At 69.4% G+C, this 16,171-nt stretch carries 16 protein-coding genes; 10 read left to right on the top strand and 6 right to left on the bottom strand.

The window, feature by feature from the left end; translation table 11 throughout:
• The first annotated feature begins 6 nt into the window (after positions 1-6).
• Positions 7-759 carry a MerR family transcriptional regulator gene (locus JOF29_RS32705; RefSeq protein WP_307863808.1) on the top strand — a complete coding sequence of 251 codons (753 nt, stop codon included), beginning with the start codon at positions 7-9 and terminating at the stop codon, positions 757-759.
• Here JOF29_RS32705 and JOF29_RS32700 read toward each other — a convergent pair.
• A complete protein-coding gene (locus JOF29_RS32700) occupies positions 748-1,122 on the bottom strand; it encodes a type II toxin-antitoxin system VapC family toxin (protein ID WP_209698239.1) in 375 nt (124 codons plus the stop codon). The genes JOF29_RS32705 and JOF29_RS32700 overlap by 12 nt on opposite strands.
• Before the next feature lie 426 nt (positions 1,123-1,548).
• Here JOF29_RS32700 and JOF29_RS32695 point away from each other — a divergent pair, with 426 nt between their 5' ends.
• Positions 1,549-1,770 carry a hypothetical protein gene (locus tag JOF29_RS32695; protein WP_209698238.1) on the top strand — a complete coding sequence of 74 codons (222 nt, stop codon included), beginning with the start codon at positions 1,549-1,551 and terminating at the stop codon, positions 1,768-1,770.
• 52 nt (positions 1,771-1,822) lie between these two features.
• Here JOF29_RS32695 and JOF29_RS32690 read toward each other — a convergent pair whose 3' ends face one another.
• Genes JOF29_RS32690 through JOF29_RS32680 form a run of 3 tightly spaced genes read right to left on the bottom strand, consistent with a single transcriptional unit; the run spans position 1,823 to position 4,785 of the window.
• Entirely contained in the window at positions 1,823-1,984 is a 162-nt protein-coding gene (locus JOF29_RS32690; RefSeq protein ID WP_209698237.1) for a hypothetical protein, read from the bottom strand.
• Positions 1,981-3,276, bottom strand: coding sequence for a hypothetical protein (locus tag JOF29_RS32685; RefSeq protein WP_209698236.1), 1,296 nt, complete (start codon positions 3,274-3,276; stop codon positions 1,981-1,983). The genes JOF29_RS32690 and JOF29_RS32685 overlap by 4 nt, the downstream gene beginning before the upstream one ends.
• A gap of 54 nt (positions 3,277-3,330) precedes the next feature.
• Entirely contained in the window at positions 3,331-4,785 is a 1,455-nt protein-coding gene (locus JOF29_RS32680; RefSeq protein WP_209698235.1) for a flavin-containing monooxygenase, read from the bottom strand.
• 64 nt (positions 4,786-4,849) lie between these two features.
• Here JOF29_RS32680 and JOF29_RS32675 point away from each other — a divergent pair, with 64 nt between their 5' ends.
• Entirely contained in the window at positions 4,850-5,470 is a 621-nt protein-coding gene (locus JOF29_RS32675; protein WP_209698234.1) for a TetR/AcrR family transcriptional regulator, read from the top strand.
• On the top strand, positions 5,470-6,036 hold the full coding sequence (locus JOF29_RS32670) for a GNAT family N-acetyltransferase (RefSeq protein ID WP_209698233.1): 567 nt from the start codon (positions 5,470-5,472) through the stop codon (positions 6,034-6,036). The genes JOF29_RS32675 and JOF29_RS32670 overlap by 1 nt, the downstream gene beginning before the upstream one ends.
• Positions 6,037-6,616: 580 nt before the next feature.
• Here the strand turns inward: JOF29_RS32670 and JOF29_RS32665 are convergent.
• Complete coding sequence (locus JOF29_RS32665) at positions 6,617-7,648, bottom strand: LacI family DNA-binding transcriptional regulator (RefSeq protein WP_209698232.1); 1,032 nt, start codon at positions 7,646-7,648, stop codon at positions 6,617-6,619.
• A 112-nt stretch (positions 7,649-7,760) separates the two neighbouring features.
• Here JOF29_RS32665 and JOF29_RS32660 point away from each other — a divergent pair, with 112 nt between their 5' ends.
• Entirely contained in the window at positions 7,761-8,684 is a 924-nt protein-coding gene (locus JOF29_RS32660) for a glucuronyl esterase domain-containing protein (protein WP_209698231.1), read from the top strand.
• A 45-nt stretch (positions 8,685-8,729) separates the two neighbouring features.
• On the opposite strand, the gene JOF29_RS32655 is transcribed toward JOF29_RS32660, so the two are convergent.
• On the bottom strand, positions 8,730-10,976 hold the full coding sequence (locus JOF29_RS32655; RefSeq protein ID WP_209698230.1) for a chitobiase/beta-hexosaminidase C-terminal domain-containing protein: 2,247 nt from the start codon (positions 10,974-10,976) through the stop codon (positions 8,730-8,732).
• A gap of 252 nt (positions 10,977-11,228) precedes the next feature.
• Here JOF29_RS32655 and JOF29_RS32650 point away from each other — a divergent pair, with 252 nt between their 5' ends.
• The 5 genes from JOF29_RS32650 to JOF29_RS32630 all read left to right on the top strand — a co-directional run bounded on the left by JOF29_RS32650 (position 11,229) and on the right by JOF29_RS32630 (position 16,158).
• The gene (locus JOF29_RS32650; protein ID WP_209698229.1) at positions 11,229-12,521 is read left to right on the top strand and encodes a hypothetical protein; all 1,293 of its coding nucleotides are present in this window, start codon (positions 11,229-11,231) and stop codon (positions 12,519-12,521) included.
• Positions 12,522-12,746: 225 nt separating this feature from the next.
• A complete protein-coding gene (locus tag JOF29_RS32645) occupies positions 12,747-13,649 on the top strand; it encodes a glycosyltransferase family 2 protein (RefSeq protein ID WP_209698228.1) in 903 nt (300 codons plus the stop codon).
• Entirely contained in the window at positions 13,646-14,365 is a 720-nt protein-coding gene (locus JOF29_RS32640; RefSeq protein WP_209698227.1) for a polysaccharide deacetylase family protein, read from the top strand. The genes JOF29_RS32645 and JOF29_RS32640 overlap by 4 nt, the downstream gene beginning before the upstream one ends.
• Positions 14,366-14,488: 123 nt before the next feature.
• Positions 14,489-15,427 carry an ABC transporter ATP-binding protein gene (locus tag JOF29_RS32635; protein WP_209698226.1) on the top strand — a complete coding sequence of 313 codons (939 nt, stop codon included), beginning with the start codon at positions 14,489-14,491 and terminating at the stop codon, positions 15,425-15,427.
• Positions 15,424-16,158 (top strand): ABC transporter permease, encoded by a 735-nt coding sequence (locus JOF29_RS32630; protein ID WP_209698225.1) that lies wholly within the window; start codon positions 15,424-15,426, stop codon positions 16,156-16,158. Before JOF29_RS32635 ends, JOF29_RS32630 begins: the two co-directional genes overlap by 4 nt.
• Positions 16,159-16,171 lie beyond the last annotated feature (13 nt).

The following is a 16,171-nucleotide window of genomic DNA, read 5'->3' as shown; positions in this document are numbered from 1 at the left end:
TCAAGGGTGGAACGAAAGCCGGACGAGGAGCTGACCGTCGACCAGCTCGCCGCGAAGGTGGGCATGACGGTGCGGAACGTGCGCGCGTACGCCGGGCGGGGGCTGATCGCGCCGCCCCGGCTGGTCGGCCGGACCGGGTACTACGGACCCGAGCACGTGGCCCGCCTGACCCTGGTCCGGGAGCTGCTCGACAAGGGCTACACGCTGGCCGCGGTCGAGCGGATGATGGGCGAACTGCCGGACGGCGAGCTCGCGCTCGGCGTGTTCGAGACGCTGGTGAACCCGTGGACCCCGGCCGAGCCGGAGGAGCTCGACGAGCACCAGCTCGCCGAGCGGGCCGGCGTACCGCACGATCCGGCGGTGATCGCGCAGATCGTCGAACTGGGCATCGCGGAGCGGCTGCCGGACGGCCGGCTGCGGATCCGGAACCCCGACCTGCTCCGCACCGGCCTCGAGGTGATCAAGCTCGGCGTCCCGATGCAGGCGATCTTCGAGATGCTGCCGAAGCTGTTCACGCAGGCCGACGCGGTCGCGAAGACGTACGTCGAACTGTTCCGCTCGACCGTCTGGCGCGACTTCACCGCCGCCGGGATGCCCGCCGACGGCTGGCCCGACATCCAGCGCACCCTCGAAGGCATCATCCCCCTGGCCGGCCAGGCCCTCGTCGCCGCCTTCCGCGAAGCCATGGCCCGCGAAATAGAACAAGTCGCCTACGAAGAACTGGGCCTCGAGCCCAGAGGCCTGCCCTCAACCGGCTGAGCCGGGCAGGGCTGCAGCCAGGTCGGTGTGGATGAAGTCCTTGCCCTTGAACAGCAGAGGCTCGCCCGCTTCCTTGGCGAGGGCATACGCGAAGCAGTCACCGAAGTTGAGGCCCGCGGGATGGCCGCTGCCCTTGCCGAAGTCGCGATAGGCCTCGCGGGCGATCCGGACCTGCGCCTCGGCCACCGGGTCCACCTCGATCTCGGCCGCAGCGACGAGCTCGTCGAACCGGCGACTCACCACGGGATCCCGGGCGCTGTCCATCGCCACCGCGGCCTCCAGGAAGTTCGCTGCCGACATCCGCCTGGACGTCGCGGCCTCGATCGCTTCGGCGAAGTCGGCCGCCTCAGCCTCGGCCCGCACCGAAGAAGTACCTCCCGACCCCGAGATCCATCCCCCGGCACCCGGGACCGGCGACCACAGGCCTCCGCTCGTCCGTCGTCTCCTCGCAGCGGGTGCTTGCGCGGGAGGCGGCGGCTCAGGCCTAGGGCCGATTCGCCGTAGATCGTGGTTTCTCCGTCGGTTGGCTAGGGAACCGGTACGGCGGACTCAGCGTCTTCCCTTAGGGAAAGTCAAGGGATGGATAGGTAATCCTCCGCATGTGTGAACCGGGCCTCATGCGGGAGCGTGTAGCTGTCAGACAAACACCAGGCAGGAGGAAGAGGATGCGCCAGATCCAGATCCGTCGGCGGCCCCGCACCAGCACGACCCGCCGCCAGACGCAGGACCAGACCCTCGACCTCCGGACGCCGTCCGGCCGCAAGCTACCGTTCTGAAGGCAGCACTCAGATGAAGCTCCGGCTCCACGTCCACCACGTCCGCACCGGCGGCTGGTGTGCCGACATCGACGACGACAACGACCGGCAGCCGGACGACCCGTACTGGTGCGTCGACAGGTGGCCGACCCTGGAGTCCGCCCTGGCGGCCGGCTGCGCCGAACTCGCCAAGCTCGTCACCAGCACCGACCTGCCGCGCCTCAGCGGCACCTACGAACCAGCTCTGGCTGCCTGAACCAACGGGGAACGGAGTGGGGCCCGGCGGACCGCAGGGGGTCCTCCGGGCCTCACTTATGGGGAAGATCGCCGAGGTCCGCGTCCCAATCGTCCTCGTCGTCGGGGAGGGTTGCCTCGTTGCGGCGGGCGATGCGGATGAAGGCGATGATCAGGAACACCGGGCCGAGGACCATCGCGGTCTCGGGGATCCCACCCAGGTGCAGCGCGATCATGAGGCCGTCACCAGTGCGATCCCGCCGGCGGTGAACGCGACCATCGCGGCCAGCATCGGGTACTGCGCCCGCCGCAACTGCCGGCGCCGGAACAGCGCCGTCGCGCGGTCGTGCGCTGACACCACGCCCAGCACATGCCCGAGCACGATCGCGCCGATCTGCACACCCGCGATCAGACCGGTCCCGAGGAACGCGTAGTCGATCCGCGCCCCGCTCGTCCCGAACAGGTCCCAGCCGCGCCCGAACGGGTCGGTCGCGAGCAGCCAGCCGTCCTGCCCCTGGAACATCGCGAACGAGAAGTAGTGCGCCACGGCGTACCCGATCGCGATCGGCACCAGCGAGTGTACGAACGCCCCGGGCAGCCCGGCGGATCCGATCCGGCCCGGCCGGATCTGCGCGGCGCCGGTGGTCCGCGCGGCGAGCAGGAACAGCCCGGCGACGATCGCCACCGCGACGATCAGCCCGAGTGTGTACACGGCAAGATGCTGCGGGCGATCGAGCTCCCCCGTGCGCTGCGACCACGCCGACCAGCGCGAGATCCCGTCGAAGACCGTTGACCCGAGCAACAAACACAGCAGCCCGACGATCCCCGGCCGCTGTGGCAGCGTCGCCAGCCCGGCGAGCGGGTTACGCAGTACGAGCTGACCATTGGTGCGGCCAACAGGACTCAGCCGCGCCAGTACGTCGGCGTACACCTCGAAGCTGTCCCCGATCGCGAACCAGGCCGGGCCGTACACGATGCCCGCGGCAACATTCACGACGGCGTAGGCGGTGACCGCGATCGCGACCACCCGCGGGTCCGACCCGTCCGGGTACACGAGTTCCAGCCAGAGGAACCCGGCCAGCCCCACGACGGCCGGCCAGTACGCGACCCGGCCGGGCAGTCGCCGGTACGACGGACGCCGTACCAGGCCGGCGATCGTCCGCAACGGGTTCGCGAGCCGCCAGATCGGGCCGCAGAGCAGGGAGAGCGGGATGATCCCGACCCAGATCCACACGTACAACCAGGTCGGCGCGGGATTCCGCGTCGGGTTCCCGAACCAGGCGGCGCCGAGCAACAACGCGAGCGCCGCGACACCGAGCGCCTTGAGCACGATGCGAACGATCCGATTGTCGACAATCCGCGTGCAGACAGTCAGCGGCGCGCCCGCGGTCCCCTCGAACCGCGGGCGCGACCAGAACGCGGCCAGCGCGAAGAACGACACCGCGACCGCGGCGCCGGCGGAGTAGATCGCCAGCCACAGCGGCACCGGCAGGTCCCCTCGACCGCCGATCCCGTGCAGTGGCAGCACCGTGCACTCCGATCATCCGGACTATCCGACCGATCGAATGTAACACGCTCGATGTCACATAACGAGAGTCTGATATTCCGAAGGATCGAAGCGCCGCGTCAGCCGCCGGAACCGGAACGTGAACGACGGCCAGAGCGTGGTGTTCCGGCCCTCGGAGTCGAGGTACCAGCTGCTGCAGCCGCCGCGGGTCCAGACCGTGTTCCGCATCGACGCCCGGACCCCGTCGACGAACGCGCGCTGCACGTCCCGCCGTACCTCGACCTCCCGCAAACCCTGCGCATCCATGGTCCGCAGCGCGTCGACGATGTAGGCGATCTGGGACTCGATCATGAACACCATCGAGCTGTGCCCGAGGCCGGTGTTCGGCCCGATCAGCATGAAGAAGTTCGGGAAGCCGTTGATCGCCGTACCGAGGTGGGCCTCCATGCCGTCGGTCCACGCCTGCCGCAGCGAGACCCCGTCGCGGCCGTGCACCATGTCCATCACCGGCAGGTCGGTGACCTTGAAGCCGGTGCCGTAGATGATCGTGTCGACCTCGTGCTTCACACCGTCGGAGGTGATGATGCCGGTCGGCGTCACCTCGGCGATCGCGTCGGTGACCACCTCGACGTTCGGCCGCGCGACCGCCGGATAGTAGTCGTCGGAGATCAGCACGCGCTTGCAGCCGAGGGTGAAGTCGGGGGTGAGCTTGGCCCGCAGCAACGGGTCGCGGACCTGGTGGGCGAGGTGCTTCTCGGCGACCTTCTGCGCCTGCTTCATGATCGCGGGCAGCTTCGCGAACCCGAGCACCATCGACTCGCGTCCCCAGTAGATGCCGGCCCGGATTGCCTTCTGCGCCAGCGGGAAGCGCCGGTAGATCGCCTTCTCGGCCGCGGAGATCTTCCGGTCCGGCCGCGGCATCACCCACGGCGGCGTCCGCTGGAACAGGTGCAGTTCCTCGACCTCCGGCTGGATCGCCGGCACGAACTGGATCGCCGAGGCACCGGTGCCGATCACCGCGACCTTGCGGCCGCCGAGGTTCAGGTCGTGGTTCCAGCGGGCGGAGTGGAAGACCTCGCCCTCGAAGTCCTCGATCCCGGGCAGCTTCGGGTGCGACGGCTCCGCGAGCGGGCCCATCCCGGAGAGCAGGACGTCCGCGGTGAAGGTGCCCTGGCTCGTCACGACCTGCCACTTGCCGTCCACCCAGTCGGCGGTCTCGACGGCGTGGCCGAAGCGGATGTGCGGGCGGACGCCGAACGCGTCGGTGACCTTGCGCAGGTAGTCCTCGATCTCGGGCTGCGGCGAGAACGTCGACGACCACTCCGGGTTCGGCGCGAACGAGAACGAGTACAGGTGCGACGGCACGTCACACCGGCAGCCCGGGTAGGTGTTGTCCCGCCAGGTGCCGCCGACGTCGTCCGCGCGCTCCAGGACGACGAAGTCGTCGTACCCGGCCTGCTTCAGCCGGACCGCCATCCCGATCCCCGCGAATCCGGTGCCGACCACCACGATCCGGTGCTGCTCGCTCATTCCGGGCCTCCCTCGGCTAGAACTTACTCCCAGTAAGTTACTCGGAGTCAGTTAGACTTCGCAAGTGACGTCCACCACCGCACCCAAGCGCCGGCGCGACCGGGCCGCCCGCGAGCGGGAGATCCTCGAGGCCGCCGAGCGGATCTTCGGCGAACGCGGGTACCAGGGCACCTCGATGGACGACGTCGCCGCGCAGGTCGGGGTGTCGAAACCGCTGATCTACCAGTACTACGGCTCGAAGGACGGCCTGTTCCTCGCCTGCCTGGCGCGGCTCCGCGGGCAACTGCTGGACACCGTCGCCGACGCGGTGATGGCGGCCGCGAACGCCGAGGACGCGCTGTACGCCGGTTTCCTGGCCTGGTTCCGGTTCCTCGACGAGCACCCGCAGGCGTGGTCGGTGCTGGTCGACGAGGGCATGCTGAGCGCGGGACCGGCCGCGGAGGCCACCGACGAGGTACGGGCGGCCTTCATCGAGCTGATCGCCACCATGGTCCGGATGAACGTACCGGCGGACCGCCCGGCCGACGACGACGAGATCCAGATCGTTGCCCAGAGCATCTCCGGCGCCACCGAACGGCTCGCGATCTGGCGGACCCGCAGCGCGAACCCGCCGACGCCCGAGAAGGTCGCCCGTACCCTCCAGGACCTGCTCTGGCACGGCCTGCACACCCTCAAGACCAGCTGATGCGGATCGAGTCGTACGCCGAATCCGCCGTACCCGAAGCCCTCCGCCGCCAGGTCCACGCGCTCCAGAACCAGGCCTGGCCGGGTGATCCCACGGACGGACCCGTCCACGACCCGGCACTCCGGCCGCTGTCGATGCTCCTCGTCGACGACGGCGTGGTGGTGGCCGCCCTGGACATCCTGCGCAAGGAGCTCCGGCACGCCGGCAACACCTTCCAGGCCGGCGGCCTCAGTACGGTCGTCACCCGCGCCGACCTCCGCGGCCAGGGCCACGGCCACCGCCTGGTCACGGCCGCCCGCACCACGATGATCGACGAGCACCTGGACCTCGGCATCTTCACCTGCGACCGCCCACTGCTGCCGTTCTACGAATCCGCCGGCTGGCACCACCTCCCCGGCACCACCCTGATCGGTGGCACCCCCAACGACCCGTTCCCCAGCGACCAACCGGCCTTCGACAAGGTTGCCCTCGGAGCCTTCTTCAGCCCCGACGCCCAACAGGCCGCGCCGTCCTTCGACAACGCCCGCATCCCGCTCCACCCAGGCACCATCGACAAGCTCTGGTAACCAGGTCGGGAATCGCCCCGCCACCCGCCGCTCCGACGTACCGGCATCTCGACGAAAGGACGTCCAGTTTCTTCGCCCTGGCGTCGGTCTCACTGGACGGCTTTCGGCGCGGCCCGGCCCTGAACGGTATGCGGCGCACGGCACGCAGCAGGTGGCACGCAGTGGAAGCGGCGCACAGCACGCGGGCGGCGCGGGTACTTGCCTTTGGCAAGCGCTCGGCCGAGGGCGCACCCTCGGCCGAGCTGACATCCGCATACTCCGCACCAGCACGCACCAACAGCCAGAACTCACGCTGCAACTGCCGCGGCAACCCAGGCCACGGGCCATCCACAACACCTCCACAACTCAAGTGGCAGTTCCGGGGCCCGGCCCGGCGCAGTCCTCTCCGCGCGAAACGACCAGCACGCCGGCCTGGACGCGTCGATCCGGCTGCCGCGCGGAGCGCAGAAGACCCGGTTCACCCTTGAAATTGCCCGTTCACGCCCCGCATACCGTTGGTAAAGGGGCACGGTGACGGCTGAACCTCTCGAATGGCCTCCGCTGCAAGGGGAGCTGGCACCAAAGCAGCCTCGGGTTTGCGTCAGAGGATGTCGTACGGCTCGAGGGTGGGGCCGATGGTGGAGCGGCCTTCGACGAAGGTGGGCTGGACGTAGTGGATGCCGGGGGTGGTGGTGCCGCCGATGGCCTGCAGGAGGCGTTCGGCGGCGCGTTCGCCGACGATGCTGAGGTCGGGGTCGAAGGTGCTGAGCGGGTGGTCGGGGCGCATCACGCCGGCCAGCCGGTTGTCGTAGCCGACGATCGCGATGTCGTCGGGGACCCGGACGCCGTGCCGGTGGAAGGTCGCGAACAGGCCGATCGCGATCTCGTCGTTGGCGGCGAAGATCGCGTCGACGGGCCGGCCGCCGGCGAGGATCCGCTCCCCCGCGTTCAGGCCCCAGCCCTGCCGGTAGCTTCCGTACAGCGGGCCGCCCATCGCGATCGGCATCCCGGCGGACCGCATCGCGTCGGTGAACCCCTCGACCCGCGCGTCGACGGCCGGTTCGTGGACGGCCGCGGTGACGTGGGCGATGTTCCGGCGGCCGAGCCCGATCAGGTACTCGGCGGCCGCCCGCCCGGCGCCGCGGTTGTCCGGCGCGACCACGTAGTCGGTCTCCGGTGTGGCGGACGAGGACGCGAACACCACCGGTACGGCGAAGTCCTCGGACAGCACCAGGCTGGCCCGGTTCGGATCGTCGCCGACGACCAGCAGGCCGTCGATCCGGCGCGACCGGAGCCGTTTCAGGTAGTCGTTCAGGACCCGCGGCGTACCCCGCGCGTCGAGCGTGACGGTGGCGATGTTCTCCCGCCCGAGATAGTTGGTCGCCCCCATGATCAGCGGCATGCTGAACCGGCCCAGCGCGGACTCGGCGAGGACGCCGACGATGAAGCTCCGGCCGGTGACGAACGACCGCGCCAGCATGTCCGGCTGGAACTGCAGCCGCTCCGCGGTCTCGATCACCCGGGCCCGGGTCTCCGCGGACACCCGGCCGACGCCGTTCAGCGCCCGCGACGCCGTGGTCAGCGAGACGCCCGCGACCCGCGCGACGTCACTCATGCTGGCCCGCTTCGGCATCGGTCCTCCTGTCGGCTCGTCCCGAACCCGAGTGTAAACAGTTGCGCATGAATGCCCTCTGACCGGGGAGAATTGGCCGCGAAAATACTTGCGCACACGGACTGGAGCAGCGATGCCGGACCTACCACCCCTGCCACCGCTCGGACCCGACCTCGTCGGCGAGTTCACCCGCACGATCTACGGCTGTACGCCGCCCGGCGGCGAGCTCGCGGACGTCGTGCTCCAGTCCCGCGAGGACGGCGTACTCGACGGCACAGCGGACCGCCTGAGGCACCGCGCCACCGTCAGGTGCCCGCTGGGCGACCTCGAGTTGGACACCCTCCTGCACCTGCCCACGCGCGAAGACGCCCCGGTCGTGGTGATCCTGAACTTCGACGGGAACGACCAGACCCTCACCGACTGGCCGTACCAGAAGATCGTCGAGGCCGGGTACGCCGTACTCACCGCTCAGTACCGCCAGATCGAACCGGACGACCCCAACCCGCCGACCCCCGGCGTGCGCGGACTGTTCCCGGCGGAGTCCTGGGGCGCGGTGGCCGCCTGGGCGTGGGGTCTGTCCCGGCTGCTCGACATCGCCGGGACCGTCGACGGCATCGACCCGGCGGGCGCGGTCGTGATCGGCCACTCCCGGCTCGGCAAGGCCGCGCTCTGGGCCGGCGTCCAGGACGAGCGGTTCGCGCTGACGGTCTCGAACGACTCCGGCTGCTGCGGCGCCGCGCTCTTCCGGCACCCGGGCGGGGAGGACATCGAGGCGATCACGAGGAAGTTCCCGCACTGGTTCGTCCCTTCGTTCGCGCAGTACGCCGGGAAGGAGGACGAGCTGCCGGTGGACCAGCACCAGTTACTCGCGAGCATCGCACCACGCCGGGTATACGTATGCAGCGCGGAGGACGACGCGTGGGCCGATCCGGTCGGCGAGTACCTGGCCGTCGAGGCGGCCCGGCCGGCGTTCGGTCCCGGCGGGATCGGGTACCACGTCCGGCCCGGCGGGCATGCGCTGCTGGAGGAGGACTGGATGAAGGCCTTGGCCTTCTGACGCCGGCGGGCCGCCCTCCCCGTGGAAGGGCGGCCCGTTGCGCGGTCAGTTCTGCTGCAGGGACAGGTAGAAGACGTCCTCGTTCTCGGTCTGGTTGAGCGCTTTCACTGTCCCGTCCGGGTCGATGATCGGTACGTCGACCTGGACCTGGTTCTTGCCGATGCTCCTCCACTGCAGCGGCGTACGGTTCCCGTAGAGGTCCACACGCTCCAGCGACTTCACGTTGGCAGTGAGATTCCGGAACGTCACCGTCATCGTCGGGTCGCCGAAGTTCAGGTGGATGGTGTCGCCGGTGTTCGGGTCCTCGAAGATGTCGGCCTGGTTCTGCCGCTTCAGGTCGATCGCGAGTACGACGCGCTTGTCGTCCAGGCGGAAGCCGTTCGCGGTGGACAGCGCCTCGTTCAGCTCAGGCTTGAGCTCGGGCGTGGTCGTGAAGTTGTCGTACGCCTCCGCCTTCGTGCCGCGGAGCAGGTTGGCCAGCGTGGTGAGCGTCCTGCCCTTCGGGCTGAGGTTGCTGCCGGTCCGCAGGGTCCGGTTGTAGCCGAACGCGTTCGGGTCGTCCGGCGCCCACTCGGCGAAGTACAACAGCTTGAACCGGTCGAGGTTGTTGCCACCCTTGCTCAGCGCCCAGCGGAAGGCGCGCGGGTAGACGTCGGCTACGAACTTGTCCTCGGTGGTGAAGCCGAGCTCGGTCTGCCAGACGGCCGGGTCCTTCACGCCGCGCTGCTGCGCCGCCGCGTAGATGGTCTGCATGGTGCCGAGCGGCATGTAGTGCATGTCGAACACGTCGATGCCCTGCCAGGCCCTGTACTTGTCCAGCAGCGCGATGTACTCGCTCAGCGGGGCGCCGCAGATCCAGCCGCCGTACACGGCCTTGACGCCGTTGTCGTGCAGCACCTTGGCGGCCGGCAGATGGATGTCGGTCATGTACTGATCCATGCCGCCCTCCCAGAACCCGGAGCCGGGGTAGGCCTCGTTCCAGATCTGGAAGTACGTGATACCGAGCGGCTTCAGGGTGTCGACGGCGATCTTGACGAAGTTCTTCCAGTCGTCCGGGTTCTGCGGCGGCGTACGGCCGATGCTGGTCTGCACGTCCTTCGAGGACAGCACCTTGCCGTTCTGCTTGATGGTGAGGTGCCGGGTGAACTGGCCGTTGTTCTCCGACGTGACGGCGCCGTACTCGTAGGTCTTGCCGTGGAAGTCGTACGAGTAGCCGGTACGGTTCGCGGCCCAGCCGGCGGTGTACGCGAGGACCGGCAGGATCGTGATGCCGTGAGACTTCGCGAGGTTGAACTGCCGAACGTACTCGGCAACCGCGGCCTTGTCGATCTGGCCCTTCCTGGGTTCGACGGAGCCCCAGTCGAAGTCCATCCGGTCCCACTGCATACCGGCGACCAGCCCGGTCTGGCTGCCCTGGTTCTCCCCGGCGAACGCGCGGAACGGCTCCTGCAGTACGAACGGCAGGTCGGCGACGACGCTCGGCGCATCACCGGTCGCGCCGGCGACGGCCTTGACGTCGGTGTCGGCGGTGATCGCGATCGGGCCGCGGTACGGCTGCGCGGTCGTCGACGTGGCCGGGTCGCTGCCGTCGGTCGTGTAGGTGACGCAGGCGTTCCGCGTCGCGCTCGCGAGCTGCACGGTCGTCCCGGTGGCGACCGCGCCGGGGCCAGGTGTCGCGGTGACGGCGGCCGTCTCCGGGGCCAACTCGGTCGTGATCGAGGCCTTCAGCTTCCCGGGCACCCACCAGGTGCTGACCTGGTCGCTGACGAACAGGATGTCGTCGCCCTTCGCGGCGACCAGGTTCAGGTCGAACGCGGCGGCTGTTCCCGAATACGTATACAACTCGGTGAACGGACCGGTGACCTTGGCCGAGTCGCCGTCGTGCGCGAGCAGGACCCGGAACCGGCCGCCCGGCGAGCTGAACGAGCCGCGGACGTGCACGGTCTTGCCGTCGGCCTGGTCGGCGACCGTGTAGGTCTCCGAGATCGACCGGTAGTCGGTGCCGATCGAGCCGTCCGCCTTCACGAACCAGGCGTGTTCCGGCTTCTGCACGTCGGCGGCCCACTCGTCGGCCGCGAACGCGCCGGAGCCGCCCTTCCCGAGCAGGCCGGTGGCGTTGCCGTCGATGAACTGGTACGACCAGCGGCCCGGCGCCACCACGTTCGTGTCCAGGCGGTAGTCGGCGACGTTGTCGGTGGTCGGGTTGGCGGGTGCCGGGGTGCAGTCCACGGGCGGCGCGGGCCGCGCGGGCACCGCCGGATCCGCGGGCAGGGCTCGCGAAAACGCTTGCACGGATGGTGGGGTAGCGATTGCGCAGAGCACCACAAGGGCGAGCCCTGCCGAGAGCGGGCGAATCTTCACGAGGACTCCGTCGTTCGAGGAGGTTCACGCAGGAATTGGCTGATGATCGGGGACGGTAGAACCGCTGAGACAACCTTGTCAACGGCGGGGGCCGAGCTCTTGACGACATCCCACCAGCGGCGCAACCTGAGTTGCGCACACGATTGCGCACACCACCTCGTCCGCACCCCGAGGAGCTACCGCATGCCCGAATCCATCTCCCGCCGCGTCCTGCTCGGCACCGCCGCAGCAGCCGCCGTCACGCTGACGACCGGCGTACCCGCCACCGCCGCGTCGCTGGGTGACTCGCCCAACGCCTCGCCCGACGGCACGACCATCCCCTCGGCCACCTCGATCACCGACAACGGCGGCAACGTCTGGACGCTGTCCGGCGGCGTCATCTACCGCAACGGCGGCACCGTCGGGAACACCTTCAACGTCACGGTCCTGCTCTGGTACGGCGGGATGGTCTACCACTGCGGCACCGGCGGCCAGTGGTACGTCGTACTCAACGACGCCTGGCTGAAATGCGCCGACCCACGCGTCCCGCTGTCCGTGCCGGCGGGCCTGATGTACGGCGTCAACGGTCACCACGACACGCAGCTGTCGCCGGCCACCATCGCCGCCCGGATGTCCGATCTCGGAGCGACCGTGTTCCGGGTGAACACCGGCGGCGACGCGAGCACGATCGGGGCGGTCGCGAACATCGCGAGCTACCTGAGCAGCGCCGGCAGGACCACGTTCCCGGTGATCGATGCCGGCCTCCGGGACGCCGCCGGCAACCTTGCGTACGGCAACGAGTCCGACGCGTACTACGCGGCGCGCGCGGTCGGCACGCAGGTGGCTCAGGCCTGCGCGCCGCACGGCGTCACGATGTACGAGTGCGGCAACGAGCTCACCCGGGACCCGTACATCATCCTGCCCGGGCACCAGGCCGACGCCGGCACCAAGGCGATCGACTTCAACAACGCCAACTGGCCGATCATGCGAGGGTTCATGAAGGGGCTGATCGACGGCGTGAAGACCGCCCAGCCGAGCGCGTTGTGCGGGATCAACTTCTGCAACTCCGACATCGCCGCGGCCGACGCCCTCTGGGACGGCATGCAGCCGGACGGCACCGGCGGCTACCCGCAGATCCGCTGGGACCTGACCACCTGGCACAACTACGAGGGCGACGGCGACATCTTCCACATCGGCACGGACGGCGCGGGGCCGTCGTTCAACCTGCCGGTGTACGTGAAGGCTCGGTTCGGCAAGCCGTTCCTACTGACCGAGTGGAACTCCGACCCCAACCAGGGCACGACACACCGGGCGGCGTACCTCCAGACCCAGCTGGCCGGGTTCCAGGCCGCCCGGACCACCGACGGGTTCCTGTCGTCGATGTTCTACGAACTCGACGGCGGCGCCCAGTGGGGGCTGACGGAGGCGGACGGTACGCCGCTGAACCCGCCGTACAGCGCCTTCCAGAGCTTCGTCTCGGCGCATCCGGATGTCTGACCTCGGCGTCCACCGGGGGTTAACCACCCTACGGATACGGGAGGTAGCACCCTAGTTGCCGCGGACGTGGTCTCCTTAGCCTGTGCGACATGTCGAGAACAGCCCGGTTCTGCCTCCTTCCTTTCGCCTGCCGTTCGGGTGGGGTTCACCCAACTCCGGATCCGGACGGCAGGCTGGTCGCGTTTGCGGTCAGGACCGGCGGGAGCCCACGGAAGGACGCGCGAGATGAGCGTTGATCAGGCGCCCAGGTTCACCGTGGTGATCCCGGCCTACAACGAGGAGCGGTTCATCGCGGACTGCCTGCGCTCGCTCGCGCAGCAGGACTTCGCGGGCGCGTACGAGGTGGTTGTCGTCGACAACAACTGCACCGACGGGACGGCGGAGATCGCCCGGCGGCACGGCGCGGTCGTGGTGGCCGAGGAGCAGCCCGGCGTCTGCCCCGCCCGGCATCGGGGCAGTGTCGCGGCCCGGGGTGAGATCGTGGTGTCGAGCGACGCGGACACGGTCTTCGACAGCGGCTGGCTGTCCCGGATCGACCGGACCTTCCGGCAGGAGCCGGACCAGGTGGCGGTGGCGGGACCTTGCCGGTACGTCGGCGGGCCGTGGTGGGGCCGGGCGTACGCCGCGATCCTGTTCGGGCTGGTGCATCTCGTCTACCGGCTGACCGGGCGGGTCCTCTACGTCACGGCGACCAACATCGCGTTCCGCAAGGACGCCTGGTCGGGCTACGACCTGACCGGCACCCAGGGCGCCGACGAGCTGGGCCTGCTGTCCCAGCTGCAGGCCCGCGGACGCGTCGCCTTCGACCTGACGAACCCCACCTTCACCTCCGCGCGCCGGTTGACGCACGGGCTGGCGTACAACCTCGTCGTGTCGTTCATCTTCTACTACGCGCTCGCGGTCGCTCTGAACCGGATGGCCGGCAGGGCGGTGATCGGCACGGCACCAGCATTCCGGAACTCCGTGCCGGGCTCATCGCGACCGGCCCTGTCCGGCAGTTCCCAGCCGTCCTCGCGCCGGCAGTGGTTCAGGGCGCGGGTGGTCGGCATGGTCTGGCTGGCAGGAATTGTCGCCGTCGCGGTCGTCGCCGCCGAGCTGGTGCAGGACACGTGGCTGGCGAAACGATGAGCCTGCGACGGGTCGCCGTCCCGGCAGCGGTGGGTGCAGCGGCCGGCGCGGCGTACTGGTTCATGATGTCGCCGTACTCGCAGGCGATCGGGCCGTTTCCCTACCGCGGTCCGGACAACCGGCGGACCGTCGCACTGACGTTCGACGACGGGCCGAACGAGCCGTACACCTCGGAGCTGGCGGACTACCTCGAGCGCGAGCGCATCCCGGCCACGTTCTTCCAGGTCGGCCGCGCCGTCCAGCGTCACCCGGACGTGACGAAACGGCTGGTGGACGCGGGGCACGTGGTCGGTCTGCACGGTCACACCCATGAGTTCACCCGGTACCTGCGTGCGCGCTCGCTCGCCGCCGAGCTGGACCAGGGCATGGCCGCGTTCGCCGAGGTCGGGCTCCGGCCGGCGCTCTACCGGCCGCCGTGGTTGCTCCGGATCCCGGCGCTTCCCGGCCTGCTGGACCAGCACGGGCTCCGGGTGATCTCCGGCGAGTTCTGCCACCTGCTCGAGGTGGCGCAACCCAGTCCCGAGAGCATTGCCCGGCAGGCGTTGCGCAGCACCCGCTCCGGCTCGATCACGATCTTCCACGACGGGTTCGACGGGAAGGGCGGTGACCGGGCCGCGACCGTCGCAGCAGTCAAGCTCCTCGTCCCGCGCCTCCGCGAGCAGGGCTACGACTTCACCACGGTCGACCACCTCCTCGGTCTGCCGGCGTACCAGTAGCCCCTGCTCGACCCCTGAGGAGCCACCCCGAGAAGCCACCCTGAGAGTGGGCTGACGGATGTCATGGGTGAGTTGTGACGGGTGGTCCAGGTGATCGGGGGCGGGTTTCGGGATGCTCTTGGTATGACGACAACGACTGCGGTCAGCCTGCGGGGTGTGACCAAGAAGTACGCGGACGTGCAGGCCGTCGCCGGGGTGGACATGGACATCCGGGCCGGTGAGGTGGTGGCGCTGCTGGGGCCGAACGGGGCCGGGAAGTCGACCACGATCGAGATGCTGCTCGGGCTGGTCCGACCGGATCAGGGGACGGTGCACGTGTACGGCGGAACACCGACCGACGCGATCACCAAGGGACAGGTCGGGGTGATGCTGCAGAGCGGCGGCATCATCGAGGACGCCAAGGTGGGCGAACTGCTGAACCTGGTGGCCGGCCTGCACAAGGACCCGATGCCGGTCCAGGAAGCCCTGGAGCGCGCCGGGATCGCCGACCTCACCAAGCGGACGATGAAGGGCCTGTCCGGCGGGCAGAAGCAGCGCGTGCGGTTCGCGATGGCGATCATCCCGCAGCCGGACCTGATCGTGCTGGACGAGCCGACGACCGGCATGGACGTCGAGGCCCGCCGCGACTTCTGGGCGTCGATGCACGCCGAGACCGCCCGCGGCCGGACCGTGCTGTTCGCCACCCACTACCTGGAAGAGGCGGACTCGTACGCCGACCGCGTGGTGCTGATGCGGCAAGGCAAGGTGGTTGCCGACGGCACCGCCGCGCAGATCAAGGCGAGCGTCTCCGGGCGTACCATCCGCGCCACCGTGCCGGGCGCCGACCTGGCCGCGCTGGCGGCGCTTCCCGGCGTACGCAACGTGGAGACCCGCGGCGAGGTGGTCCTGCTGCAGTGCGCGGACTCCGACAACACGCTGCGGTACCTGCTGGACAACACCCAGGCGCACGACATCGAGGTGACCTCGGCGGACCTCGAGGACGCCGTACTGGCCATCACCGATCAAGACAAGGCACACCAGGACAAGGCACACCAAGACAAGGCACAGGAGACGCTGGCATGAACCGCGACTATCTGATCTTCGACATCCGCCGCACCCTGCGGAACCGCCGGGTGATGATCTTCTCGATCCTGATGCCGGTGGTGCTGTTCCTGATCTTCGGGCTGACGATCCCGAAGGAAGCCAGCGAGGGCGGGATCTCCGCGATCGCGTACGTGATGGTGAGCATGGCGATGTTCGGTTCGATGTCGGCCGCGATGAGCAGCGGCGGCGCGATCGCGGCCGAGCGCGACGGCGGCTGGAACCGGACGCTCCGGCTGACCCCGCTGAAGCCGCAGGCGTACGTCGTCAACAAGGTGATCCTGAGCCTGCTGCTGGCGATCCCGCCGCTGCTCGTGGTGTTCCTGTTCGGCATGACGTTCGGCCACGTGCACCTGAGCGTCGCGCAGTGGGTGACCGTCGCGCTGGTGTCCTGGCTCGGCGCCCTGCCGTTCGCGGCGATCGGCCTGGTCATCGGGTACGTCGCCAAGCCGGACAGCGTGCAGCCGATCACCGGACTGAGCACGATGCTGATCGCGGCGTTCGGCGGCCTCTGGCTGCCGGTCGACCAGATGCCCAAGGCGATGAAGTACGTCGCTGAGCTGACGCCGGCGTACTGGACCGGCCAGACGTCCCGGAGCGCGCTCGCGCAGAGCGGCCTGGACACCCACGCGCTGCTGGTGGTGATCGGCTGGACCGTCGTCCTCGGCTTCATCGGCCTGCGCCGGTTCCGCGCCGACACCGCCCGCGCCTGAGGCAGAGCAGCCC

The sequence above is a fragment of the Kribbella aluminosa genome (assembly GCF_017876295.1).
Lineage (GTDB): Bacteria > Actinomycetota > Actinomycetes > Propionibacteriales > Kribbellaceae > Kribbella > Kribbella aluminosa.
This window is presented reverse-complemented; position numbering and strand designations above follow the sequence as displayed.

Bases quoted from the DNA above. Each gene is read 5' to 3' on its own strand.
- JOF29_RS32650 (WP_209698229.1), top strand. From the start codon at position 11,229: ATGCCCGAATCCATCTCCCGCCGCGTCCTGCTCGGCACCGCCGCAGCA.
- JOF29_RS32695 (WP_209698238.1), top strand. From the start codon at position 1,549: ATGAAGCTCCGGCTCCACGTCCACCACGTCCGCACCGGCGGCTGGTGT.
- JOF29_RS32665 (WP_209698232.1), bottom strand. From the start codon at position 7,648: ATGCCGAAGCGGGCCAGCATGAGTGACGTCGCGCGGGTCGCGGGCGTC.
- JOF29_RS32670 (WP_209698233.1), top strand. From the start codon at position 5,470: ATGCGGATCGAGTCGTACGCCGAATCCGCCGTACCCGAAGCCCTCCGC.
- JOF29_RS32680 (WP_209698235.1), bottom strand. From the start codon at position 4,785: ATGAGCGAGCAGCACCGGATCGTGGTGGTCGGCACCGGATTCGCGGGG.
- JOF29_RS32690 (WP_209698237.1), bottom strand. From the start codon at position 1,984: ATGATCGCGCTGCACCTGGGTGGGATCCCCGAGACCGCGATGGTCCTC.
- JOF29_RS32640 (WP_209698227.1), top strand. From the start codon at position 13,646: ATGAGCCTGCGACGGGTCGCCGTCCCGGCAGCGGTGGGTGCAGCGGCC.
- JOF29_RS32635 (WP_209698226.1), top strand. From the start codon at position 14,489: ATGACGACAACGACTGCGGTCAGCCTGCGGGGTGTGACCAAGAAGTAC.
- JOF29_RS32645 (WP_209698228.1), top strand. From the start codon at position 12,747: ATGAGCGTTGATCAGGCGCCCAGGTTCACCGTGGTGATCCCGGCCTAC.
- JOF29_RS32630 (WP_209698225.1), top strand. From the start codon at position 15,424: ATGAACCGCGACTATCTGATCTTCGACATCCGCCGCACCCTGCGGAAC.
- JOF29_RS32660 (WP_209698231.1), top strand. From the start codon at position 7,761: ATGCCGGACCTACCACCCCTGCCACCGCTCGGACCCGACCTCGTCGGC.